Origin of the sequence: Hydrocarboniphaga sp. (genome assembly GCF_028291725.1) — a bacterium.
Classification (GTDB): Bacteria; Pseudomonadota; Gammaproteobacteria; order Nevskiales; family Nevskiaceae; genus Hydrocarboniphaga.
On record NZ_JAQGNT010000006.1, the window covers coordinates 13,451 to 37,308 of the forward strand.

19 protein-coding genes are annotated in these 23,858 nt (G+C 64.1%); 9 read left to right on the plus strand and 10 right to left on the minus strand.

Annotated features, from left to right (window positions below):
• Positions 1-26: 26 nt before the first annotated feature.
• From JWQ90_RS01405 to JWQ90_RS01420, 4 genes are read left to right on the plus strand one after another with little or no spacing between them, the layout of a single operon-like run.
• Positions 27-551 carry a M15 family metallopeptidase gene (locus JWQ90_RS01405; RefSeq protein ID WP_299688237.1) on the plus strand — a complete coding sequence of 175 codons (525 nt, stop codon included), beginning with the start codon at positions 27-29 and terminating at the stop codon, positions 549-551.
• 6 nt (positions 552-557) lie between these two features.
• Positions 558-1,715 (plus strand): hypothetical protein, encoded by a 1,158-nt coding sequence (locus JWQ90_RS01410; RefSeq protein ID WP_299688240.1) that lies wholly within the window; start codon positions 558-560, stop codon positions 1,713-1,715.
• A complete protein-coding gene (locus JWQ90_RS01415) occupies positions 1,712-2,818 on the plus strand; it encodes a hypothetical protein (protein ID WP_299688243.1) in 1,107 nt (368 codons plus the stop codon). The genes JWQ90_RS01410 and JWQ90_RS01415 overlap by 4 nt, the downstream gene beginning before the upstream one ends.
• Positions 2,819-2,867: 49 nt before the next feature.
• Positions 2,868-3,455, plus strand: a complete 588-nt coding sequence (locus JWQ90_RS01420) for a hypothetical protein (protein ID WP_299688246.1) — start codon at positions 2,868-2,870, stop codon at positions 3,453-3,455.
• Between the two features lie 183 nt (positions 3,456-3,638).
• On the opposite strand, the gene JWQ90_RS01425 is transcribed toward JWQ90_RS01420, so the two are convergent.
• The 5 genes from JWQ90_RS01425 to JWQ90_RS01445 form a co-directional block, all read right to left on the minus strand.
• On the minus strand, positions 3,639-4,826 hold the full coding sequence (locus JWQ90_RS01425) for an ABC transporter permease (protein WP_299688249.1): 1,188 nt from the start codon (positions 4,824-4,826) through the stop codon (positions 3,639-3,641).
• A gap of 9 nt (positions 4,827-4,835) precedes the next feature.
• Positions 4,836-5,993, minus strand: coding sequence for an ABC transporter permease (locus JWQ90_RS01430; protein WP_299688252.1), 1,158 nt, complete (start codon positions 5,991-5,993; stop codon positions 4,836-4,838).
• Positions 5,990-6,688 (minus strand): ABC transporter ATP-binding protein, encoded by a 699-nt coding sequence (locus JWQ90_RS01435; protein WP_299688255.1) that lies wholly within the window; start codon positions 6,686-6,688, stop codon positions 5,990-5,992. The genes JWQ90_RS01430 and JWQ90_RS01435 overlap by 4 nt, the downstream gene beginning before the upstream one ends.
• Before the next feature lie 220 nt (positions 6,689-6,908).
• The gene (locus JWQ90_RS01440; protein ID WP_299688257.1) at positions 6,909-7,526 is read right to left on the minus strand and encodes a response regulator transcription factor; all 618 of its coding nucleotides are present in this window, start codon (positions 7,524-7,526) and stop codon (positions 6,909-6,911) included.
• A complete protein-coding gene (locus JWQ90_RS01445) occupies positions 7,523-9,328 on the minus strand; it encodes a histidine kinase (protein WP_299688259.1) in 1,806 nt (601 codons plus the stop codon). The genes JWQ90_RS01440 and JWQ90_RS01445 overlap by 4 nt, the downstream gene beginning before the upstream one ends.
• A 271-nt stretch (positions 9,329-9,599) precedes the next feature.
• On the opposite strand from JWQ90_RS01445, the gene JWQ90_RS01450 reads away from it, so the two are divergent.
• The 4 genes from JWQ90_RS01450 (at position 9,600) to JWQ90_RS01465 (ending at position 17,661) form a co-directional block, all read left to right on the plus strand.
• Positions 9,600-12,344 (plus strand): DEAD/DEAH box helicase family protein, encoded by a 2,745-nt coding sequence (locus JWQ90_RS01450; RefSeq protein ID WP_299688261.1) that lies wholly within the window; start codon positions 9,600-9,602, stop codon positions 12,342-12,344.
• A complete protein-coding gene (locus JWQ90_RS01455; protein ID WP_299688264.1) occupies positions 12,341-14,059 on the plus strand; it encodes an AAA family ATPase in 1,719 nt (572 codons plus the stop codon). Before JWQ90_RS01450 ends, JWQ90_RS01455 begins: the two co-directional genes overlap by 4 nt.
• Before the next feature lie 189 nt (positions 14,060-14,248).
• The gene (locus JWQ90_RS01460; protein WP_299688267.1) at positions 14,249-16,594 is read left to right on the plus strand and encodes a site-specific DNA-methyltransferase; all 2,346 of its coding nucleotides are present in this window, start codon (positions 14,249-14,251) and stop codon (positions 16,592-16,594) included.
• Positions 16,595-16,608: 14 nt separating this feature from the next.
• On the plus strand, positions 16,609-17,661 hold the full coding sequence (locus tag JWQ90_RS01465) for a DUF4062 domain-containing protein (protein WP_299688270.1): 1,053 nt from the start codon (positions 16,609-16,611) through the stop codon (positions 17,659-17,661).
• Positions 17,662-17,747: 86 nt separating this feature from the next.
• Here the strand turns inward: JWQ90_RS01465 and JWQ90_RS01470 are convergent, their stop codons facing one another.
• The 5 genes from JWQ90_RS01470 to JWQ90_RS01490 form a co-directional block, all read right to left on the minus strand.
• Complete coding sequence (locus JWQ90_RS01470) at positions 17,748-19,166, minus strand: NAD(P)(+) transhydrogenase (Re/Si-specific) subunit beta (protein ID WP_299688273.1); 1,419 nt, start codon at positions 19,164-19,166, stop codon at positions 17,748-17,750.
• A gap of 10 nt (positions 19,167-19,176) precedes the next feature.
• Positions 19,177-19,488 (minus strand): NAD(P) transhydrogenase subunit alpha, encoded by a 312-nt coding sequence (locus JWQ90_RS01475; protein ID WP_299688276.1) that lies wholly within the window; start codon positions 19,486-19,488, stop codon positions 19,177-19,179.
• An 11-nt stretch (positions 19,489-19,499) separates the two neighbouring features.
• On the minus strand, positions 19,500-20,624 hold the full coding sequence (locus tag JWQ90_RS01480; protein ID WP_299688278.1) for an NAD(P) transhydrogenase subunit alpha: 1,125 nt from the start codon (positions 20,622-20,624) through the stop codon (positions 19,500-19,502).
• A gap of 342 nt (positions 20,625-20,966) precedes the next feature.
• Entirely contained in the window at positions 20,967-21,389 is a 423-nt protein-coding gene (gene mscL, locus JWQ90_RS01485) for a large-conductance mechanosensitive channel protein MscL (protein WP_299688281.1), read from the minus strand.
• Between the two features lie 26 nt (positions 21,390-21,415).
• A complete protein-coding gene (locus tag JWQ90_RS01490) occupies positions 21,416-22,303 on the minus strand; it encodes an SDR family oxidoreductase (protein WP_299688284.1) in 888 nt (295 codons plus the stop codon).
• Positions 22,304-22,473: 170 nt separating this feature from the next.
• Between JWQ90_RS01490 and argS the strand changes: the two genes are divergently transcribed.
• Positions 22,474-23,858: arginine--tRNA ligase (argS, locus tag JWQ90_RS01495; protein ID WP_299688287.1), on the plus strand; the 1,385-nt coding region annotated here is incomplete at its 3' end.

Genomic DNA, 23,858 nt, shown 5'->3' on the forward strand with positions numbered 1-23,858 from the left:
CGGGGTGGTCCGCCGGGAGCCGTGTGATGCAGCCATTGCGTGTGAATCGTGATCCGACCTTGCTGCACCCGACGTTCCGGCGCGCACTGACGCAGGTGCTCGACCAACTCAAGGCCGAGCAAATTCCGTTCCTTCTGTTCGAGGGTTTTCGATACCCCGAGCGGCAGGCCGATCTCTACGCGCAGGGCCGGACCAAGCCGGGTGCAATCGTGACGCGGGCGCTGCCCTGGCGTTCGTACCACCAGTTCGGGCTGGGTGCCGACCTGGTGCTGTTCGACAACGGCGCCTGGAGCTGGGACACCGCCGGGCCTCGGGCGCCCTGGTGGGCGCGCATGCAGGCGCTGGGCCGCGAAGCGGGCCTGGCGCCGCTGGATTTCGAGAAGCCGCACCTGCAGCTGGCCGGCCTGTCCAGCAACGATTTCGCCGACGGCGTCTATCCGCCGGCGGGCGACGACGACTGGAGCGAACACCTCGCGGCGGTGATAGCAGGCTGGAAAGGCGAGCCTCCAGCGCCGCCGCCGCCGGCCATCGCCGTTCGGCCGGCGCTCTGATCGGCAATGGCCAACGCAAGCCGCAGCTCCGGCAAAATGGGCAGCAGCGCGCGCATCGTTGCGGTACTGGCGGCGATGTCGCCGGTAGTGGCCGGCATCTACCAGCAGAGCCAGCAGCAGCGGCAACACAACGAACAGCGCCATACCGAGCAGCAGACGCTGCAGGAAAACAAGGCCACTCGGCTCAAGGAAGCGAGCGATCGCCAGCATGCGTTGGATATACAGGCCGACAAGGCCACCGCGGAATCGCTGCAGGCCGCGCTGGTCGTCGCGCAGCCGCAGGAGACGCTCAGCGGCCGGCAGCTGGTGACCACGGAACCCGAGTTCTGCACACGCCTGTTCTTCGCCGCGACGCAGCTGGGCAACCAGGCGATTGCGGACCGCACCCGCGCGATTCTGTATGCGGCGATGCGCCTGCGCCGCACCAGCGACGAGCAGCTGCGCGTTTGCCAGTGCTCGTCCCAGGCGCGCATCGGTTCCTGGCTGGGCGAGCTGCAGCAGATGATACCGCCGCAGGGCAATCCGGCCGGCGACCGCCTTTCTTCCGCGGTGCGCTCCGCGATCGATGAATGCACGCCCGCGACCGCCGTCGCCGCCAAGCCCACGCAGATCGAGCTGCTGCAGACCCAGCTCAAGCAGGTCGCGGCCCAGCGCGACGTGATGCTGCTGCAACTGGGCGCAGCGTCGCAGATGGTGGGGTCCGGCGGCCCCTCGTCCGGCAGCAGCGAATCGCCGCAAAGCGCCAGTCCGGCTGCGCCGGTGGCCACGACGGCGTCGCCGCCACCGCCACCAGCACCATGCCTGGTCGATAGCCCCGCCGACAACACCAGCCGGATACGCGTCTTCATCCAGGTGCCGGACTCGGACGCGAAAACCGATGCCGAAATCCTGCGGACGGCGCTCAATGCGCAAGCACCGTTCAAATCGCCGGGCATCGAAACCGTGGGTCCGCAGCGCTCTCCGCAGCAACTCGAGATCCGTTACACCTATCCGGCCGACCAGCCCGCGGCGCGGATACTGGAACAGGCGCTCGACTCCAAATTCTGTGGCGGCGGCGGGGCCAGCGCAAAGCTGGTTTACCAGCCGCGCTTTCAGGGCCGCGCCGATAGCGGCGTGCTCGAAGTGTGGTGGCCCAAGCCAGCCGCCGGGAGTCCAAAAAAATGATACTGCAACTGCTCAATGTGCTGATCGGGCTGACGCTGGTGTATCTGATCTTCAGCACCATCGCATCGGCGATTTTCGAATTGCTGGAGGGCCTGATCCGGCAGCGCGGCAAATTGCTGGCGAAGGGCGTCAAGGAGATTCTGGGCCGCCTGTCCCCGGATCCACTGGCGGATCTGCGGCGGTTCTACGAGCAACCGCTGATCAGCAGCCTGTACGAGGGCGATTTCGCCGAGCGCGCGCACGCGCTGCCGTCCTATATTCCGCCTGAACATTTTGCGCGCGCGGTGCTGATGCTGGCCGAAGATGCGGCGGGCGCGGCGAACGCCGGCACCGATCCCTTCGTCAGGCTAAGGGAATTTGCGCAGCGCCTGGTCGGCCAGCGCGCGCTGGCCCAGGGCGAGAGTTACGCGCAGGCGCTGGAGGCGGAGATCGTCGCGCATTTCAATGCGTCGATGGACCGCGTCGGCGGCTGGTTCGGCCGCTACGCGCGCGCGATGCTGCTGGGTATCGGCCTGGCGCTGGCGGTGTTTGCCAACGTCGACTCGATCCAGATCGTGCGCACGCTGGCGATGGATCCGCAGCTCGCCGACCGTATCGCCGACAGCGCGGCGCAGTACGTCGAGCAGCGATCGCAGGCGGCGTCCGGTGCCGGCGCGCAGGCCGCGACCACTGCTGAGCAGAACCCTCCGGCCGATGCCGGCGCGGTGCCGCCGGATGCGGTCGGCGGCGGCAGCGGCGATGCTGCCCCGACAGTCGAGCCGGCATCGAGCGCGGCAGGCGCCGTCACCACTCCCACGGCGGCCGACGAATTCGCCAGGCAGCTGCAGCTGATCCAGGAAAACCAGCAGTTCGCCGAATCGCTGGGGCTAGCACTCGGATGGCAGAACGGCCAGTTCCGGCGCAGTTTCGGCGCCGACTCCGGCTTCGGCGATGGGTTGACGAAGCTGATCGGGCTGCTGCTCACCGGTCTGGCGCTGTCGGCGGGCGCCTCGTTCTGGTTCGATCTGCTGAACCAGCTGGTCAGGCTCCGCACCAGCCTGAAGCCCGACCGACAAGAGCCGGCCGCGGGTAACGATGCCGGCGACGAGACGACGAAATCCTGATTCCAAATCGATCCTGCAGCCTGGCTGCGAGCGCTACCGAGAGACGGTTATGCCCTATGTCATCACGCCAGCGCAGCTGGCCTCAATCGCCGAAAAAAAAGAAACGCCACGAATGGGGGCGCTGTCGCAGTGGATCAACGCCACCTGCCCGGCCTACGAGATCGACACGCCGCAGGAGTTCAGCCACTTCCTGGCGCAGGCCTGCCACGAGACCGACCACTTCAACACCTTGCGCGAGTACGCCTCCGGGCGCGCCTACGAAGGCCGCGCCGACCTGGGCAATACCCAGCCCGGCGACGGTGTGCGCTTCAAGGGCCGTGGCATCTTCCAGACCACCGGGCGTGGCAACTACCTGCAACTCGGTATCAAACAGGGCCGCCGCGATCTGTTCGTCAATAATCCGGAACTGCTGGAGCAGCCCGAATACGCGGTCTGGAGCGCCTGCGAATACTGGACCACGCGAAATCTGAACGACGCCGCCAACCATGCGGACGGCGACGTCCTGAAGAAAAAGTACAAGGGCAATGTCATCGACGTGTCGCCGGTCGAATTCATCAGCCTCAGCATCAACGGCGGCTACAACGGCATGGACGAGCGCAAGCGCTTTTATGCGATTGCGCAGCGGGTGCTGGTCTAGCAGACCGTCGGGCTCGGCAAGATCGACTACGGCTTGCGCCGCGTCCACAGAATCCCGACATGCCCAGTCGCGGCGGCGGCATCGACCTTGGGAGCCGCGTTCACAGCCCAGGGCTGGCAGACCGGATAGCCGACCGCATTCATACGCACGAACCCGCGACCTGTGCTTTCATCGCGCGGATTCTCATTGCGCGCGCAGCGCGGTATCGATGGGCAGCCGCGCTGCGCGGATCGCCGGCAGCAGGCCACCGATGAGCCCGATCGCGCAGGCCCAGAGCATGCCGACGGCGATCAGCCCGCCGCCGATATGCAGGCGGAAGATGACATTGGCGACACCGCCGCCGCCGACCGTGCTGACCATGTGGCCATCGAACAACAGCCAGGTCAGCGCGGCGCCGGCGCAGGCGCCCACCAGCGCCAGCAGCAGCGCCTCCGCCATCACCGAGATCATCACTGCGCCGCCGCCGAAGCCGATGGCGCGCAAGGTCGCGATCTCAACAGTGCGCGCGCTCACCACCGAATACAGGGAATTCAGCGCCGCGAACACCGCGCCGATCGCCATGATCGCAGCCACCAGCCTGGCGACGATGGCCAGCACTTTCGCGAATTTCTGCGAGCGCTGCTGGTAGTAGTCGGATTCGCGCATCGCGGTCACGGCCAGCGCCGGGTCGGCTGCAAGCGCGCGGTTCAAGGTGTCGAATGCGGCTGGTTCCAACAGTTTCACGGTGACCGCGTTGAAGCTCGCGCGCTGGTAGGCGGACAGCAGCGTGTCGGCGTCGGCGAGCAGTTCGGATTCGTGCGCGTCGCCGCCGCTTTCGAAGCTGCCGACCACGGTCCAGTCGGCATTGCCGAGCACGACGTGCTGGCCGATGTCCAGGCCGGCGAAGCCTGAGCGCGCCGCGCGCCCGGCGATCAGCTCGTTGAGGCCGCGCGCCGGCATGCGTCCCTCATTGATCAGAATCTCCGGCCGCAGCGCCGGCAGCTTCTCGCCGACGCCGCGAACCGTGAGGATGCCGAGCGCGCCATCGCTGCGGCGCGGCAGGCGCAGCGTCGCCGGCACTTCGGCTGAAGCGATCGGCTCGTTGCGGGCATCGCGCGCAATGCCCGCGCTGTCGATGATCCTGCTCACACTGTCGCGTGTCAGCGCACTGGCGGCCTCCGAGTTCGCTTCGGCGTGCAGCAGCAACGCGCGGTCGGCGCGGCCGCTCGTCACCAGCGAGCGGCTCAGCCCTTGCGACAAGGCCAGCACGGCGAGTAGCACGCCGACGACACCGGCGATGCCGGTCACCACCACCAGCGAGGGCGCGATGCGCTGCGGCAGGCCGCGCAGGTTCATCGAGGTGACGGCGAGAATCTGGTGAACGGCGTGCATGGGTCGGCCTCAGCGGTGGGACAGCGCGCTGGCGATATCGAGCCGCCGTGCCTTGCCCGCCAGCGGCAGCGCGCTGACCAGGGCGACGAGAATTGCCGCGAGCGCGCCCGCCGCGAACACCGCGTGCGGCACATGCATGGCACCGATGCCGAGCGCCGGGCGGTTGGTCATCAGTGGCAGCACGGCCACCGCGGCGGTGAGGCCGAGCATCGCCGCCGCGCCGCAGAGCAGCAGCGCCTCGATCACGATCAGCCCGGCGACCGCGGCGTCGCTGAAGCCCAGGGATTTCAGTAAGGCCAGTTCGGGGATGCGCTCGCGTACCGACTGCGCCATCGTGTTTGCGGTCAGGAACAGCAGCGTGAACAGCACCGCGCCGACGATGGCGTCGAGCACGAAGGCGATGTCGCCGACCTGGCGCAACAGCGAATCGACGAAATCCTTCTCGGTCTGCGTCAGCGTCTGGTTCGAGGAATTGGCGAAAGCGTCGTCGATGGCCTGTGCGATCTGCGCGGTGCGCGCCGGATCGGTGACGCCGACCGCGATCTGGGAGACGCTGTCGCGGTTCTGCAGGCGCGATTCGTTGATGTAGTCGTAGTTGGCGACCAGCCAGGTCGCGGTGTCGGGCTGATCGCGGTCGTAGATGCCGACGATATCGAAGCTCATATCGGACGAGCCATCGGCCTTGCGCAGTCCGGGCATCTGGATCGGTACGCGGTCGCCAACCTTCCAGCCCTGGTGCTCGGCGAGCATGCGTCCGACGATGGCGCCGGTGCGCAGATGCGCCGCAGCGGCAAGCTGCTCGGGCGGCGCCATCATCTGGGTTTCGTAGATGCGGAACAGTGCGGCGATGTCGACGCCGACGACCGGCATCACATTGCGCGGATCGCGATACGAACCCATCAGCATTGCCAGGCCAGCGACGCCATCGACACCGGATATCGCGGCGATCCGCTGCAGTTGCGCGACCGGCAGCGGTGTGCCCATGCTCAGGCGGCTGGACACCAGCAGGTGATGCGGGTTGGCTGCGCCCGCCATCGTGGCGATGCCGACGTTGACGCCCTCGATCACACCGAACAGGAAGAAGGCGGTGACGATCGACAGCGAGGTCAGCGCGGTGCGCGCCGGCCTGCGGCGCAGCGCGGCCCAGACCAGATCGGCGCGCGTCATGTGGCCGCAACCGTCGTCGCGTCGTCGCCGAGCTGCCCCTTGTCGACGTTCAGCCGCCGCGAGGCATAAGCCGCGGCGCGCGGATCGTGCGTGACCATGACGATGGTCTTGTTCTGCTCGCGGTTGAGCCTGCGCAGCAGATCGAGAACCTGGTCGGCGCTGGCGCGATCGAGATCGCCGGTGGGTTCGTCGCAGATCAGCAGGCTGGGATCGGCGACCAGCGCGCGGGCGATCGCCACACGCTGCTGCTGGCCGCCCGACAACTCGGACGGCCGGTGCGCGCCACGGTCTGCAAGGCCGACCAGCGCGAGAGCGGCCTGCGCGTTGTGCCGCCGCTGTTCGCGCGACAGCTTGGTCAGCAGCAGCGGCAGCTCGACGTTGCGCTGCGCGTTGAATACCGGCAGCAGGTTGTAGAACTGGAACACGAAGCCGATGTGGCGCGCACGCCAGCGCGCCAGTGCTCGCGGGGACAATTGATCCAGGCGCGCGCCGGCAACGCGGACCTCGCCTTGGTCAGCGCGACTCAGGCCGCCGAGCAGGTTCAGCAGCGTGGTCTTGCCCGAGCCGGACGGCCCCATCAGCGCGAGGAACTCGCCGGCCTCGACCTCGAGATCCAGCGACTCCAGCACCGGCACCGATTGCGCGCCACGCCGGTAACGCTTGCTGACCTTGCGCAGTGAAACCATTGCCGCCATCGCTCGCTCTCCTTTTGCGTTGAGGAAAGCTTGTGCGTAGCGCGCGATGCCGGCCAGTGCCGGATGTCAGGCTTTCGGCATGACAAATGTCAGGGGGTCGGAGTGAAAGGTTTAAAACAGCTTGAGCCGGGTAGGTTGGGGTGAGCGCAGCGAACCCCAACATCGGCGCGAATGAATGTTGGGGTTCGCTGCGCTCACCCCAACCTACGCGCGGCGCTCGCTAAAGCCAGCCCCTGGCGCGCGCGATGCGTGCGGCCTCCACGCGATTCGCCGCGCCGAGCTTGCTGATGGCTTCGGACAGATAGTTGCGGACGGTGCCGCCCGAGAGGCTGAGTTTTTTCCCGATGGCCTCGCCGGACGCGCCATCGCCGGCCAGCTGCAGGACCTGGCGCTCGCGCTCGGTCAGCGGATCGCGGTCGCCGATGGCTTCGGCGGCCAGCGCCGCATCGATCACGCGCTGGCCGCGATGCACCCGGCGTATCGCGTCGGCCAGTTCGCGCGCGGGGCTGTCCTTCAGCAGATAACCGCTTGCCCCGGCCTCGATCGCGCGATGTAGATAACCGGGCCGCGCGAACGTCGTCAGCACGATCACCTTGGTCGCGCTCTTGCCTTTGAGCTGCGCGGCGAGTTCGATGCCGCTCATGCGTGGCATCTCGATGTCGGTGATCAGCACGTCCGGAGCCTGCGCCAGCACGGCCTGCAGCGCCTCTTCGCCGTCGCGTAGCTGTGCGACGATGCGGATGTCGCGCTCCAGTTGAAGCAGCGCCGCCAGCGCGCCCAGCACCATCGCCTGGTCTTCGGCGATGGCGACACTGATCGTGTCGTCGGCCGTGATCATGGCGACAGCGGCAGAACCGGCAGCCGTACCGTCAGGCGCGTGCCGGCCGGCATTTCGCGCAGCACCGAGCCGCCGAGTGCTTCGATGCGTTCGCGCATGCCCTGCAGGCCGCTGCCCTCCACGCCGCCGCCGCAGCCGTCGTCTTGCACTTCGAGCACGCACAGATCGTGCTCCTGCTGCAGACGGATCGAGCAGCGGCGCGCTTGCGCGTGACGCACGACGTTGGTGACCGCCTCGCGCAGCGCCAGGCCGATGATGCCCTGCTGCGCGGAGCCGAGATTCAGAACTTCTTGCCGGCAGTCGAGTGCGACGCCGGCCGCGCGTTCCAGCTCCCGCTCCAGGGTTTCGACGCGCTCGCCGAGTATCGTGCTCAGCACCTCGGCGAGCGCGTGTCGCGACACTTGCTGGATATCGGTGATCTCGGCCTGCGCGCGCGGGATATCCGGGTGCTCGACGAGCAGGCGGCCAGCGAGTTCCGACTTCAGTGCGATCAGCGACAGCGTATGGCCGATCACGTCGTGCAGGTCTCGCGCGATGCGCTCGCGCTCCGCGGCCTTGGCCAGAGCCAGATGGCGCAGGCTCATGCGCACCGCCCATAGATAGCCGGCCGCCTCGATCGCCGTGAAGATCGGGATCGTCGCCCACCACCAGGCCTTGAGACCCGTAGCCTGCGCCGGCAGGCGCGAGGCAAGCCAAAGGCCCGTCAGCAGCTCGGCCGCGATCAGCAGCGCGACGAAGCTCAAGGTCCGACGGATGTCGCCATTGACGGCCCAGGGCACCAGCGCGGCGGCGAAAGTGAAGAACAGTGCTGCCGTCGGCACGCGCTCCGCGAACAGCGCACCGAGCAGCGGCAGTGCGCCGACCACCCACAGAAACGGCCGACGCCGCTGCCAGAACACCACGGCAATCGCCAACAGCGCCACGAAAGCCGCGACGCCCAGATCGACGGCCAGCCACTCGATCGCGCTGCCGCCTCCGCTGCGCTGGAAGCCGAGCGGCAGGTAGACGATGTAGATCGCGAAGATCATCGGCCACCAGTTGATTGGCGCGGTAGCCGACAGCTCGGCGCGCTTGTCGTCGGAGCCGGGTGCTTCCGCCCGGTAGTCGCGGATTCTGGCGCGGACTTCGGCGAGCGCACGCCGCGCGATCGCTTGTATCTGATCGACATGGCGCCGCGCGTCGTCGGGCCGCGCCATGCTGCGCTGTGCCCGCTCCGATTCGCCGACGATGTGGATCAGCGCACCGTCGAGCACAGCGGTCAGCTCGCTGGCGATACGCTCGCGAGCCGCCGCATGACCCAACTGCCGTATGCCGAGCGTCATCCGCACCACCCACAGGCTGCCGGCAGCGTTGACGGCACTGAAGATCGGCACATCGATCCACCACAGTGCGGCGATCTCGGCCGGCGCAGTCCAGGCCCGCAGCCATTCCACTGCGATCAACAGTGCAAGGCTTTTTGCGGTGCACGTGGTCGCACCGTTCTCGGCCCACGGCAGAATCGTCGCAGCGAAGGTGAAGAAGATCAGCGCGGCGGCATTGCCGCTTGCGAGCGGAAAGCCGATCACCACCAGCAGCCCCGGCACCCAGCGGAACGGCCGCTGCCGCTGCCAGCAGGCCACCGCCGCCGCATTGAGCCCGATGAAGGCGAGCATGGCAGCGGCCGTCAGCACCCATTCCAGCGACGAGGCGCCGCCGCGCTTGAGCAACGCGAGCGGAACGTAGACGGCCAGGATCGAGAACGTCATCGCCCACCACCGGATCGGCGGCGCCACTGCATGGTCGGAAGCTGGGCTTCGAGTCACTTCGTCTCCGCCGAAGGGTTCGCCTGGCTAGCCTACGACAGCTCGTCGCCGCGGGCATCGGGTGATATGGATCGCGTAGTCACTTCGACGCCGGCGTCCTGCAGCAGCTTCACGAACTCGTAGAGCTTGTGCTGCGCCTGCGCCACGGGCAAGCCGTAGCCGAGGGGGGCATGAGCATCGCTTCCGAGTTTTTTGAGTGAAGAGCCGCATGCCTGATAAGCCGTTACGATAGGCCCGCGCAAATTCTCCAACCGGCTAAGACCTGACCAGAATGGCACTGCACCCGGAATTCCCCAGTGACCCCTATGCGCCCCTGATTCCGGAGCAGCGCTGGTTTCCGGCCGCCGAAGAGTTGCGGAGCACTGCCTACGAGAAGTTGCTGCCCCCTCTGGTTTCCAGAATTCGCGAGGCGGTCCGCGACTGGAGAGCAGCCGGCTATGGCGGTGCATCCCCGACTTCCGTTGCCCTTCTACGCTGGTGGTTCGAGACGGAACACCTGATCGAGCAAGCTGATGGGGCGCTCGTGCCGTTCCACTACTACTTCGCCCAGCGCGAGGCGGTTGAGACGGTGATCTGGCTGCATGACGTTCGTCACGCGCGAGACAAGTACGATTTGATGCGCTTCGACGTGTCGGGGGCGGTTTCCGCGAATATGTTCGACGAGGACTGGCCACGCTATGTCCTCAAGCTCGCGACCGGCGCGGGCAAGACCAAGGTGCTGTCCCTGCTGATCGCCTGGTGCTACTTCCACAAGACCTACGAGCCGGACTCCGCCCTCGCCCGAAATATCCTTCTGATCGCGCCGAATATCATCGTGCTGGACCGCTTACGCGCGGACTTCGACGGACTGAAGATTTTCTTCAACGATCCGATCCTGCCGGACAATGGATACCAGGGCCGGAACTGGCGGGAAGACTTCCAGTTCACGCTGCACATCCAAGATGAGGTGCGCATCGTCCGGGATACCGGCAACCTGTTCCTCACCAATATTCACCGTGTGTTCCTCGGTGACGTGCCCGAGCCGTCGCTGGACGACGACGATCTGCGCGACTACTTCCTGGAACCCTTCGGGCTCAAGCCGGTAGGCAAGACCAATGACAGTCGCACTGATCTCGGTGAGATCGTGCGTGAGTTCGACGAACTCGCCGTTTTTAACGACGAGGCGCATCACATTCATGATCCGAAGATGGCCTGGTTCAAGAGCATTCAGGATATTCACCATCGCATGCTGCAGAAGGACGGCCGGCTCGCCTTGCAGCTGGATGTCACTGCGACACCGCGCCATAACAACGGCGCCATCTTCGTGCAGACCGTTTCGGACTATCCGCTGGTCGAAGCGATTCACCAGAATGTGGTCAAGCATCCGGTGCTTCCGGATGCCACAAGCCGGGCGCGCCTTCAGGAACACAAAAGCGCCATCTTCACCGAGAGGTACGACGACTACCTCCAGCTTGGCATCGAGGAATGGCGAAAAAGCTACGCCGAGCACGAGGTCTTGGGAAAAAAAGCCGTCCTGTTCGTCATGGTGGACGACACAAGGAATTGCGATGAAGTTGGCGCGCATCTCGAAAAAATCTGCCCGGAACTGGCGGGTGGTGTTCTCGTCATCCATACCAAGAACAACGGCGAAATATCCGAAAGCGCCAGCGGCAAGAATAAGGATGAGCTGGACAAGCTCCGCGAAGAAGCGAACTCCATCGACACTTGGAAGAGCCCGCATAAGGCCATCGTCTCGGTGCTGATGCTCAAAGAGGGCTGGGATGTACGCAACGTCACCGTCATCGTGGGCCTGCGCGCCTATGCGGCCAAGAGCAACATTCTTCCCGAGCAGACCCTGGGGCGCGGCTTGCGCCGCATGTACTTTGGCAGCGATATGCCGGAGACCGTATCGGTGATGGGCACACCGGCCTTCATGGAGTTCGTCGAGTCGATCCAGAACGAAGGTGTCGAGTTCGAGCGTGTTCCAATGGGTAAGGGTAGCGAACGCAAAGAGTCGCTGATCGTCGAAGTCGATTCAGGAACGGGTATTGGCGAAGACACGGAAGAAGACGCCAAGGACATCGACGCTCTCGACATCGAACTGCCCAAGCTCACGCGCCGCTACACCCGTGAGTTCAAAAGCCTGGACGCGCTCGACCCGCCCGGCTTTGGCAATCCCAAGCTGCTGTTACAGGCCTTCACCGAAGAGGAAACGCGAGAAATCGTCTTCAAGACGATGCTCGACGCCGAGGTGCATCACACCGTGTACCTCGACGGTGCCGGGGTGGCCGACTACCGCTCGGTGTTGGCGTTCTTCACGCGCCAGTTGCTGAAGGAGATGCGGCTCGTCGGCGGATACGACGTGCTCTACGGCAAGGTCAAAACCTTTCTGCGCGATCACCTGTTCGAAGCGTCGCCGGTCGATCTCGAAGACCCAGTGGTGCTGCGCAATATCTCCGAACCGGCGCCTGGAAAAGTGTTGTTCGACACCTTCAAGTCCGCTATCAATGCGCTCACTATTCACGACAGCGGCGATACACGGATCGAGGCTCGTATCCGCTTGCGCGATACGCGGCCGTTTCGTACGGAGAATCGGCCCTACCTCGTACCGCGCAAATCGGTCTTCTCCAAGATCGTCGGTGAACCGAACGCGGGCGGCTTCGAGTTGGCATTCGCGAGGTTTCTGGACGACGCCCCGGATGTTGTCAGCTTCGCCAAGAACTACCTGGCCATCGGCTTCAAGCTCGATTACGTCCGTGCCGACGGCGATCTGTCCAACTACATACCGGATTTCATCGTCAAGCGGGCGGATAGCGCGGTGTACATCGTCGAGACCAAGGGCCGCGCCGAGCTGGACCTGCCGAACAAGATGCAGCGCCTACGGCAGTGGTGTGAAGACGCCACCGCGGCGAGCGCGGCGGAAAACGGTCCGCCTTATCGCTTCGTCTACGTGGATCAGGACAGCTATCAGCGCCATCCGCCCAACAGCTTTGCTGCCCTTGTCGCCGGGTTCACAGACTATCAGGGGATCGAATGATCACGCGTTTTACGATTGACAACTTCAAGCGTCTGGAAAAAGCCGAGCTTGAACTGGGCAGCGCAGCGGTTTTCATCGGTCCCAACAATGCGGGCAAGACGACGGCGCTGCAGGCCCTCGCCCTGTGGGACATCGGCTGGCGTCGTTGGGCCGAGAAACGCGGCGAGAAGAGCGCGCCGGGAAAGCGGCCCGGCGTCACTATCAACCGGCGCGACCTATTGTCGATACCGGTACCGAGTGCTCGATTGCTGTGGAAGGATTTGCATACCCAGGACACCATCTTCAAGGAGGGCAAGCAGCGGACCGAGAAGGTTTACATCACCTTGACAGCCGAAGGCGTACACAACGATCAGCCGTGGGTTTGTGCCCTGGAGTTCTACTACGCCAACGAGGAGTCGTTCTATTGCCGGTACAAGGGCGCCGAAGACGGGCAGATACCGGACGCGGTTCGCAGCCATTCGGTGGTGTTCTTGCCGCCGATGTCAGGTCTGGCCGGCCGCGAACATCGGAAGGAGCCCGGCGAAATCAGCGTGCTGATCGGTGAGGGGCAGACCGCCCAGGTACTGCGAAACCTGTGCTGGCAGCTATTTTCGAAGGAAGACCAGCGCGCCTGGCGCGCGCTGGTGGAGCGTATCGAGCACCTGTTTCACATCACGTTACAGGCTCCGGTTTACATCAAGGAGCGAAGCGAGCTGGCACTGACCTATCGCGAGCGCAATGGACTCGAACTGGACTTGTCCTCCTCGGGCAGAGGCTGTCAGCAGGTGATGCTGCTGCTCAGCTATCTGCTGGCAAACCCTGGAACGGTGCTCCTGCTCGATGAACCGGATGCACATCTCGAAATTCTGCGCCAGCGCGATGTCTACAATCTGCTGACCGAAGTTGCGGCAAGTAATGGCTCGCAGATCATCGCCGCCAGTCACTCGGAAGTCGTCCTGCAGGAGGCGGCCGAACGCGACGTCGTCATGGCGTTTGTCGGCAAGCCGCACCGAATGGACACGCGTTCCCGGGGCCAAGTAAAGAAAGCTCTGGAAAGCATCCGGATGGCGGACTACTACATCGCCGAGCAGAAGGGCTGGATGCTCTATCTCGAAGGTTCCACCGACCTTGCCATTCTGCGCCGCCTCGCGCAGCGGCTGAATCATCCGGCTCGATCCGTGCTGAACGATTCGGTACCGGTGATCTATCTGGGCACCAACAAGCCTCAGGAAGCGCGCGACCACTTCCACGGCTTGCGGGAAGCCAAGCCCGATCTCGTGGCGTTCGCACTGTTCGATCGCTTGGATCGCGAGCTTCACACCGGATCACGACTGACGGAACGCATGTGGCAGCGGCGCGAAATCGAAAACTATCTGGTCACTCCGGAGAGCCTGCGACAATTCGTGCAACTCGGCTTGCGCGACGACGATTTACTGGAACAGGCCGAGCGGGGTAGACGGGTCGAGATACTCGAACAGGTGGTATCGGAGCTGGTCAACGCCCTGAAACTGACCGGAAAGGACGACCCCTGGGGACCGGACATCAAAGTCACCGATGATTTTCTGGATCCATTGTTCAGGCGCTTTTTTGAAAAACTGGGCACCCCGCAGCAGATCTTCAAGCGCGACTACCACGGACTGGCGGACGCCATTCCACTGGAGGAGCTGGGCGATGAAGTAACGGCGATCCTGGACGCCATCGCCGCGGTTGCCGCCAATGCCTGCCCTGTGCAGTAGCGGCTTCTATAACCCCCGATCCACAGAAAGGGTCTAAGGAAAGGCCATAGAAATTCCATGAGCCTTTAAATTCATGGGCTTATAAGGCCCACGAGTTTGTGCAAGAGTCAAAGAATGCGGTCAAAGACGGTCCCGCCTTCCGCAACCTGTATCCAATAGAACGTCGTTCAGCCCGCTGCCGAGCCACCCATGTCCAGACAGACCGCCGCCTACGACCTCGCCGACGCCGAAAAGCGCGACCTCATCGCCTTGATCCAGGCCGGCAAGCCGCTGCCGGAGAAGTATCGCTTTCTGCTGTTTGAAGACAAGCGGGAAGTGGAGCTGGTGTGGAACGGCAAGACACGCGAGGTCTGCACCACGGTGCTGCCGTTCCAGACGCTGGAACACGTCGACGAGCCGCGCAAAGAGACCAAGGTGATCGAAGACCTGTTCGACTCCCGCGGGCGGCAGGCCAAGGGCTGGACCAACAAGCTGATCTGGGGTGATAACAAGCTGATCCTGTCGTCGCTGAAATCGGGTGCCTTGCACAAGCAGATCGACGCCGCCGGCGGCCTCAAGCTGATCTACATCGATCCGCCGTTCGACGTCGGTGCGGATTTCTCGATGGACGTTGAGATCGGTGGCGAGACTTTCCACAAGGAGGCGAATCTGCTGGAGCAGATTGCCTATCGGGATACCTGGGGGCGTGGGGCGGATAGCTTCATCAGCATGATTTATGAGCGGCTGATCTTGATGCGGGATTTGATGGCCGATGACGGAAGCATCTATGTTCATTGTGATTGGCGGGTTAATGCTTTTATAAGAAGCGTAATGAACGAGGTGTTTGGGTCGAGCTCCTTTAAAAACGAGATCACTTGGCGAAGGGCGCGAACTCATAATGATTCCACTTCATGGGCAGCGATCGCCGATACGTTGCTTTTCTATTCAAAGGGTGACGGTTTCATTTGGAATCCGCAGTTCAATCCTCAGAGCGAGGAGGATGTAGAGAGTCGCTACCGTTTTAAAGATCCAGATGGTCGCCGATTCAGGCTTGGCCCAATAGACAGCCCTAACCCAAGGCCTAACATGATGTATGTCTGGAACGGCTTTAGCCCGCCAAAAAATGGTTGGCGATTTTCTCGTGAAACGATGGAATCTATGTTTGCCCAAGGGCGAATCTGGTGCCCGGACAAACTTGATCGGCGCCCGGCTACGAAGCTATACCTGGATGAGTCGAAGGGAGCGCTGATTGGAACCGTATGGACTGAGTTCGCTGCATTGCAAGCTTCGGCCAAAGAACAACTTGAATACCCAACTCAGAAGCCAGAGGCTCTCCTTGAGCGGATCATAAAAGCCAGCAGCAACGAAGGGGACCTCGTTGCAGATTTCTTCTGCGGCTCAGGCACAACCGCAGCAGTAGCTGAAAAGCTAAATCGCAAATGGATCGCCACCGACCTCGGCAAATTCGGCATCCACACCACGCGCAAACGCCTGATCGGCGTGCAGCGCGAACTCAAGAAGGCCAATAGGAATTTCCGGGCTTTCGAGGTGCTCAATCTTGGTCGCTACGAGCGCCACGCTTATCTTACCCCCCCCCCCCCCCCCCCCAGCATAAAGACGAAAGGATCGCAAGGCCTCAGTGCATCGAAGAAGGCCGAGGCACTGGTGCGCAAGGAGCAGGAATTTCGGGAACTGATCCTACGTGCCTACAAGGCGCAGCCGTTGGAAGGCGAAAGCTTCTTCCATGGCAAGACCGCTGGCCGGCTCGTGGTGATCGGGCCGATCAATGCGCCGGTGGGCCGCTTGTTCGTTGAGGAGGTGATCACCGAATGCCGCAAGCGCGGCGCCACGCGCGCGGACATGCTGGCTTTCGAGTTCGAGATGGGTTTGTTCCCCGCCGTGCTCGAAGAAGCGCGCAGCAAGGGCATCGACCTGTCGCCCAAGACCATTCCGCCCGAAGTGTTCGACAAGCGAGCTGTGGACAAGGGCCAGGTGCAGTTCTTCGACATCAGCTTCATCGAGGCGCGGGCTCGCTACGACAAGAAGAACAAGCTACGCCTGAAGGTCGAGCTGACGGACTTCTCCGTCTACTACTCGCAGGGCGCGGCCGATGCCGCCGAAGCTCAGCTCAAGGAAGGCAAGACCGAGGTGGTCTGCGAGCAGGGCCAGCTGATCAAGATCGCCAAGGATAAGAGCGGCGTGATCAAGCGCGAGCGCCTGACCAAGCACTGGACCGACTGGGTGGACTACTGGGCGGTAGACTTCGACTATGAGAACCGCAAGGAGATCATCAAGGTGGCGAAGTCCGCTGGCGTTGGCGGCGTGCTCAGCGGTTCCGACACGTCACATGAGGAGATGGATTTTGAGGAGCGCTGGACCGGCGGCTACATCTTCGAGAACGAGTGGCAGAGCTTTCGTACGCGCCAGAACCGCAGCCTGGAATTGACGAGCGCGGAGCATACCTATGAGCGCCCCGGCCGCCATATCGTCGCGGTCAAGGTCATCGATATCTTCGGCAACGATACGATGACCTTGGTGCCGGTCGTGGTCGGCTGACAGGGAGGCCGGTCATGAAGGTGTTCATCAGTTCGGTGATCGAGGGTTACAAGCCCTACCGCGACGCTGCGGAGAAGGCGGTTCGCACCGCAGGTTCGGAACCGATCATGAGCGAGCGCTTCGGTGCACGCCCTTATTCGTCGGCGTATGCCTGCCTGAGCGAAATCGAACAGGCGGATGTCTACGTGTTGATTTTGGGAGAACGCTACGGCTTCGAGCCCGAGCCAGGTGTATCGGTCACCCAGCAGGAGTTCCGGCATGCCGTTTCCTTGGGTAAGCCGATCCTGGTGTTCGTGGATCAGGTGGACATGGAGCCGCCGCAGGCTCGCTTCAGGGTGGAAGTCGAGGACTTCAAGGCCGGCTTCCATCGCGTAGGCGTCTCTTCCCCAGAGGAGTTCAAGGACGAACTGATCGCAGCCTTGATCCGGCTCGGGCAGGCGCGCGCGGCCTGCTCGGCGTCAGACTTCGAGGCGCGCGTAAAGTCGGCTTCGGCCCGGGATCGTCACTTTGGCGGCCATGGCGATGCGGCCAAGCTGACGGTGGCCTTCCTTCCTCAACCCGCCCGAAGTGTGGACATCACCCGAATCGAGACTCGGCTGGATGCAATATTCGACTTGACCCGCAACAGTGGGCTGACTTCGGCCCGTGACGGGTATGAACCGATTTCGGAGCATGAAGCCACTGGACTCAAGAGTGGCCACACCACGCTTCGCTACTTCGACGACGGTTTGCTCATCGCGGAGTTCGCGCCCAAAACAGCGGGGGATAGAGATTACGGGTTCGCAGGCTACTACCTGCCGCCGTCCGTTGCTCAACGTTTGGTCGTGGGCTGCTTTCCTCTGTTTGAGGGTGCAAGCGGCTGGTGCCAGGTCACGCTGAGCGGCATGGAGAACCGTGTCATGCAGGAGGTGCCGCCTGGTCAAATTCGCAGTTTCTCGATGCCGCATCGGCAAGAAAACGAGCAGTCGATCCGCAAGCTGATGATCCCATGTAACCAAGCGGCCTATTCCGCATGGGTAGACGAGGTGATACGAAGACTGGCGAGGACTTTCGGTCGCGTCGATTGACTGCAGAAATAAAAAAGGCCGGCGAAAGCCGGCCTTTTTTGTGTCACGCCATGTCGAGATCAGTGCCCGCCATCCAGCGCGGTGGCCTAGTGGCCACCATCCAGCGACTTCACCGCCTGGATCATCGACACCAGCACCTTCTGCGCATCACCATAAACCAGGTTGGTGTTGTCGGCGAAGAACAGTTCGTTTTCGACGCCGGAGTAGCCCTTGCCCTGGCCGCGCTTGACCACGTAGACCTGCTTGGCCTGGTCGACGTTGAGGATCGGCATGCCGTAGATCGGGCTGCTCTTGTTGGTGCGGGCGGCCGGGTTCACGGTGTCGTTGGCGCCGATGACGATGGCGACATCGGCTTCCTTGAACTCGCCGTTGATGTCTTCCATGTCGTAGATCAGGTCATACGGCACGCCGGCTTCGGCGAGCAGCACGTTCATGTGGCCGGGCATGCGGCCCGCGACCGGGTGGATCGCGAACTTCACTTCGACGCCGGCGTCCTGCAGCAGTTTCACGAACTCGTAGAGCTTGTGCTGCGCCTGCGCCACCGCGAGGCCGTAGCCGGGCGCGATGATCACCTTGCTGGCGTAACGCATGTTGATGCCGGCATCGCCCGCATCGACCGGCTTCTGGCTGCCCTTGATCTCGCCCTGCGCCTCAGAGCTGACGGCGCCGAAGTTGGAGAACAGCACGTTGGACACCGAGCGGTTCATCGCCTTGGCCATCAGCAGCGTCAGCAGCGTACCGGCCGAGCCGACCACCATGCCGGCGATCATCAGCGCCGGGTTGTTCAGCACGTAGCCTTCGAAGCCCACGGCCAGGCCGGTGAAGGCGTTGTACAGCGAGATCACCACCGGCATGTCGGCGCCGCCGATTGGCATCGTCATCATCACGCCGTAGAACAGCGCCAGGCCGAAGAACGCGGCGACCAGCAGCGTCGGTACCGCGCCGTGGCTGTACACGATGTATGCGCCGAGCGCGGCGGTGATCACCAGCAAGGTCACGTTGAAGGCCTGCAGGCCGGTGAAGCGCAAGGTGCCGTTGATGCGGCCGTCGAGCTTGCCCCAGGCGATCAGGCTGCCGGCCAGCGAGATCGAGCCGATCAAACCGCCCAGCACCGCCAGCGACATGCCGATACCGCCATGCGCCTTGTGCCCGAACAGCTCGATCGCGGAGATCGCCGCTGCCGCGCCGCCGCCCATGCCGTTGTAGAGCGCGACCATCTGCGGCATCGCCGTCATCGCGACGCGCTTGCCGCTCCACCAGGCCCAGCCGAGGCCGAGCACCAGCGCAACGACGGCCAGGATTACGTTGACGATCAGATGCGGTTTCGCCATCGGCTCGACGTCGAGCGTGTACAAAAAGCTGGCCGCGACGGCGATGACCATGCCCCAGCCGGCGACGACGATGCCGGAGCGCGCCGTGACCGGCGAGGACATGCGCTTGAGGCCGTAGATGAACAGGAACGCCGCGAGGAAATAGCTCGCGTCGATGATCAATGCTGCATTCATGTGTTTCCCCTTAGCCTTTCTTCTTGTTGGAAGGCTTGAACATTTCGAGCATGCGTTCGGTGACCACGTAGCCGCCGGCCGCGTTGCCGGCGCCGAGCAGCACGCCGAAGAAGCCGATCGCCTGTTCCAGCGGCGAAGTGGCGTTGATCAGCGCCCACAGCGCGCCGACCACGACGATGCCGTGGATGAAGTTGGAGCCGGACATCAGCGGCGTATGCAGAATCGCCGGCACGCGGCCGATGATTTCGTAGCCGGTGAAGGCCGCGAGCATGAAGATGTACAGGGCGACGAGGCCCGTGAGTGCGGTGGTGACGTATTCCATTTTCGGTTCCCTTAAGCCTCGACCGCTTTCTTGGCAGCTTCGTTCTTGATCTCGCCGGCGTGCGTGAGGCAGCTCTTGGCGAGCACCTCGTCGGTCCAGTCGATGTTGATCGCGCCGTCTTTGACGAACAGCTCGATCAGGTTGTACTGGTTCTTCGAGTACAGCTCGCTGGCGTGTTCGCCGAGCATCGACGGCACGTTGAGCGGGCCGACGATGGTCACCTGGCCAACCTGGATGGTCTCGCCGGGCACCGTGTACTCGGTGTTGCCGCCACCTTCTGCCGCCAGGTCGATGATCACCGCGCCGGCCTTCATGCCGTCGACCTGTGACTTGCTGATCAGCTTCGGGCTCGGCCGGCCTGGGATCGCGGCCGTAGTGATGATGATGTCCGCCTGCTGGATGTGCTTGGTGACGACCGAGGCGATCTTGTCCTTCTCCTCCTGCGTCAGCTCACGCGCGTAGCCGCCCTGGCCGCGCGCATCGACACCGGTGTCGACGAACTTGGCGCCGAGCGATTCGGCCTGCTCCTTGGTCTCAGGGCGCACGTCGTAGCCTTCGGTCATCGCGCCGAGGCGGCGGGCCGTGGCCAGCGCCTGCAGGCCGGCGACGCCCAGGCCCATGACCAGCGCCTTGGCCGGGCGGATCGAGCCGACCGCCGTGGTCATCATCGGTAGAATGCGCGCCAGGTGCGTGGCGCCCATCAACGCGCCGTAGTAGCCAGCCAGCGCGGCCTGCGAACTCAGCGCGTCCATCGCCTGGGCGCGGGTGATGCGCGGCACCAGTTCCATCGCGAACGCGGTGATTTTCTTGTCGCGCAGCAGCTTCGTCAGCTCGGCTTCCTTGTGCGCATAGACGAAGGAAATCAGGATCGCGCCTTCCTTCATCGCGCTGGCGATCTCGATGGAAGGCGGTTGCACCGACAGCACGATATCCGCATCGCTGACCAGCCCCTTGGGGTTGGCGGCGAACGTCACGTTCTTGAACGCGGTATCCGGCAGCTTGACCGCGAGGCCTGCTTCCGACTGCATGTGCAACTCTGCCCCGAGTTTGGCGAGCTTGTCGGCGACGGCTGGAACCAGCGCGACGCGACGCTCGTTGGGACGGGTCTCCTTCAGCACGGCAATTTTGACCGGCATTACTACGCTCCCTGACGCTGATTTTTAGTTGAATCATGGGTCGCTGACGCGACGGATCGCGATCCTCGGCGAGAACTGCAGCCGGGGAGAGACAAACGGCCGCAAGTCTAGCCCATGCTCCGCGGCCGCGACATTGTTTGTTTACTGAAGTTTCGATTGACGCGCGCTATCGGGCGGGTAAGTCGGTACGTAGGTTGGGGTGAGCGCAGCGAACCCCAACATTGATCCGCGCCGAAGTTGGGGTTCGCTGCGCTCACCCCAACCTACAAAGCCTCATCCGGGCAGCGTACGCTCCGACGCGAAGTAGACCCGAGGGTCGGCGTTCAAATGCCGCGCACCCGATCAGGGTTTCGCGCTGGCCTGATTCTTCAGCAGATCGCGGATCTCGGCCAGCAGCTTGATGTCGGGCGGTGTTTCCGGCGGAGCGGGTGCATCGGCGGCCGGTGGCTCGGGGCGCGTCAGGCTGTTGATGCCCTTGACCAGCGCGAAGATCGCGAGCGCGATGATGGTGAAATCGAAGATCGTCTGGATGAACTTGCCGTAGGCCAGCACCACGGCCGGCTTGTCGCCAATAGCGGGTCTCATGATCCAGCCCAGGTCGCTGAAGTTGATACCGCCGATCGCCAGGCCCAGCGGCGGCATCACCACGTCGCCGACCAGCGACGACACGATCTTGCCGAAGGCCGCGCCGATGACCACGCCGACGGCGAGGTCGATGACGTTGCCGCGCATCGCAAAAGTCTTGAATTCGCCCAGTACGCTCATGGGAAAAGCTCCTTTTTTCGTGGTTTTTACGTTGATTTGCGGCCCGGCAGGCAGCTCGGCAGACCGGAAGCGAGGTCAGGATAGCGCGGCCTTACCGCCAGCTCATCGCGCATCCGCGAGACCAGCAGCCGCTTGGATTCCTCGAGGAACGACAGCATCGCCGGCGTGAACGTGCGCCGCGCCTCGGCCATGCTGACCCGCCGCGGCTCGGGCAGGCCGAGCAGGGCGGCGCAGCGGCAGAAGTAGTCCGTCATCGTCGTCGGTGAGCCGTCGCTGACGTTGTAGGCCGCGCCGGGCTCGCCGCGTTCGGCGGCCGCGATCGCGCTGCGCGCGAGGTCATCGGAGTGAATCCGGTTGGTGGTGGGCGATTCGTCTTCATTGATCACCGGCAAGCCCTGCCGCAGCCGCTCGATCGGCAGCCGGCCCGGGCCGTAGATGCCGGGCACGCGCAGGATCGCGACCTCGGTGCCCCGGCGCTCGGCGTGGTCGGCCAGTGCGGCCTCGGCGTCGACGCGGCGCCGCCCGCGCGAGGTCTGCGGCTTGAGCGGCTCGCTCTCGTCGATCCAGCGGTTGCCGCAGTCGCCGTAGACGCCCGAGGTGCTGATATAGACGATGCGCTTCGGCGAGTTTTTCGCCAGCCAGGCGCGCAGCCGCGGGTCGGTGTCGCCGGCCAGCGGCGGCGGCGCGAACCAGAACACCAGTTCGTAGTTTTCGGCGGCGCGGGTCGCCGGCGCGTCGAGGTCGGCGATCACTGGCGTCACCCCAGCTTCGTTCAAGGCCTGGGCGCTGGCGGTGCTGCGGACCTGGCCATGAACCGCGATGCCGCGCTCCAGCAGCTGACGCGCCACGCGCAGGCCGATGTCGCCGCAGCCGACGATCAGCGCGGGGGAGGTGGAATCGAGGTCGGGTTTCATGGCGCCGACTGTAACGGATGGGCCGCAGCAGTCGTAGGTCGGCAATCCCTTGCCGACGTATACACCCGTTGCGCAATCGGGGCCTCACGTCGGCAAGGGATTGCCGACCTACGGGGGCGCTCACGCTACACTGACGCCCTTTCAAAGCAGCCCCGCGGTACTTTTCGACGATGAAATCCCATTTGCAGAACCTGATCGGTGCTGCCGCCGCGGCCGTGATCGCCGAAGCTCAGGCCAATGTCGCCGTGCCGGCGACGATCCAGATCGACGCCACCAAAGACCCCAAGCACGGCGACTTCGCCAGCAATCTGGCGCTGGTGCTGGCCAAGCCGTTGGGCAAGCCGCCGCGCGCGGTCGCCGAGGCGCTGGTGCGCCATCTGCCGGCCTCGCGCCGCGTCGCCAAGGTGGAGCTGGCCGGGCCGGGCTTCATCAATTTCTTCCTGGCCGCGGATGCGTTCCAGGCGGTGGTCGCCGACGTGCTCGCGGCCGGCGCCGCCTACGGCCGCGACGATTCCAAGCAGCGCGGCAAGCTGATGGTCGAGTTCGTGTCGGCCAACCCGACCGGCCCGCTGCATGTCGGCCACGGCCGTGGCGCCGCGGTCGGCGACTGCCTGGCGCGGCTGTATCAGGCGACCGGCTGGGATGTGACCCGCGAGTTCTACTACAACGACGCCGGCGCGCAGATCGCGAACCTCGGCGCTTCGGTGCAGGCACGCATCAAGGGCATCACGCCGGACGACGCGGCCTGGCCCGAGAACGGCTATCGCGGTGACTACATTGCCGACGTGGCGCGCGCCTATCTCGCCGGCGAGACCGTGACCGCGGACGATCGCGAAGTCACCGCCGCCGCCGATCCGGACGACATCCAGGCGATCCGCGATTTCGCGGTGGCTTATCTGCGCCGCGAGCAGGACGCCGATCTGAAAGCCTTCGGCGTTGCTTTCGACGTGTATTCGCTCGAGTCCGCGCTGTACACCGACGGCCGCGTCGATCAAACCGTGGCCGCGTTGATCAAGGCCGGACACACTTATCTGCAGGATGGCGCGCTATGGCTGCGCACCACCGATTTCGGCGACGACAAAGATCGCGTGATGCGCAAGAGCGAAGGCGGCTACACCTACTTCGTGCCGGACGTCGCCTATCACCACGCCAAGTGGGAGCGCGGCTACGGCCGCGTGATCAACGAGCAGGGCTCGGATCATCACGGCACCATCGCGCGCGTGCGCGCCGGCCTGCAGGCGCTGGACGCTGGCATTCCCAAGGGCTGGCCGGAGTATTCGCTGCACCAGATGGTCACCGTGATGCGCGGCGGCGAAGAGGTGAAGATCTCCAAGCGCGCCGGCTCCTACGTGACCTTGCGCGACCTGATCGACGAAGTCGGCCGCGATGCGACGCGCTACTTTTTGACCGCGCGCAAGAGCGATTCGCACCTGATCTTCGACGTTGATCTTGCGCGCTCCAAGAGCGACGAAAACCCGGTCTATTACATCCAGTACGCGCATGCGCGCATCTGCTCGGTGCTGCGCCAGGCGGCCGAGCGCGGCGTGGTGTTCGA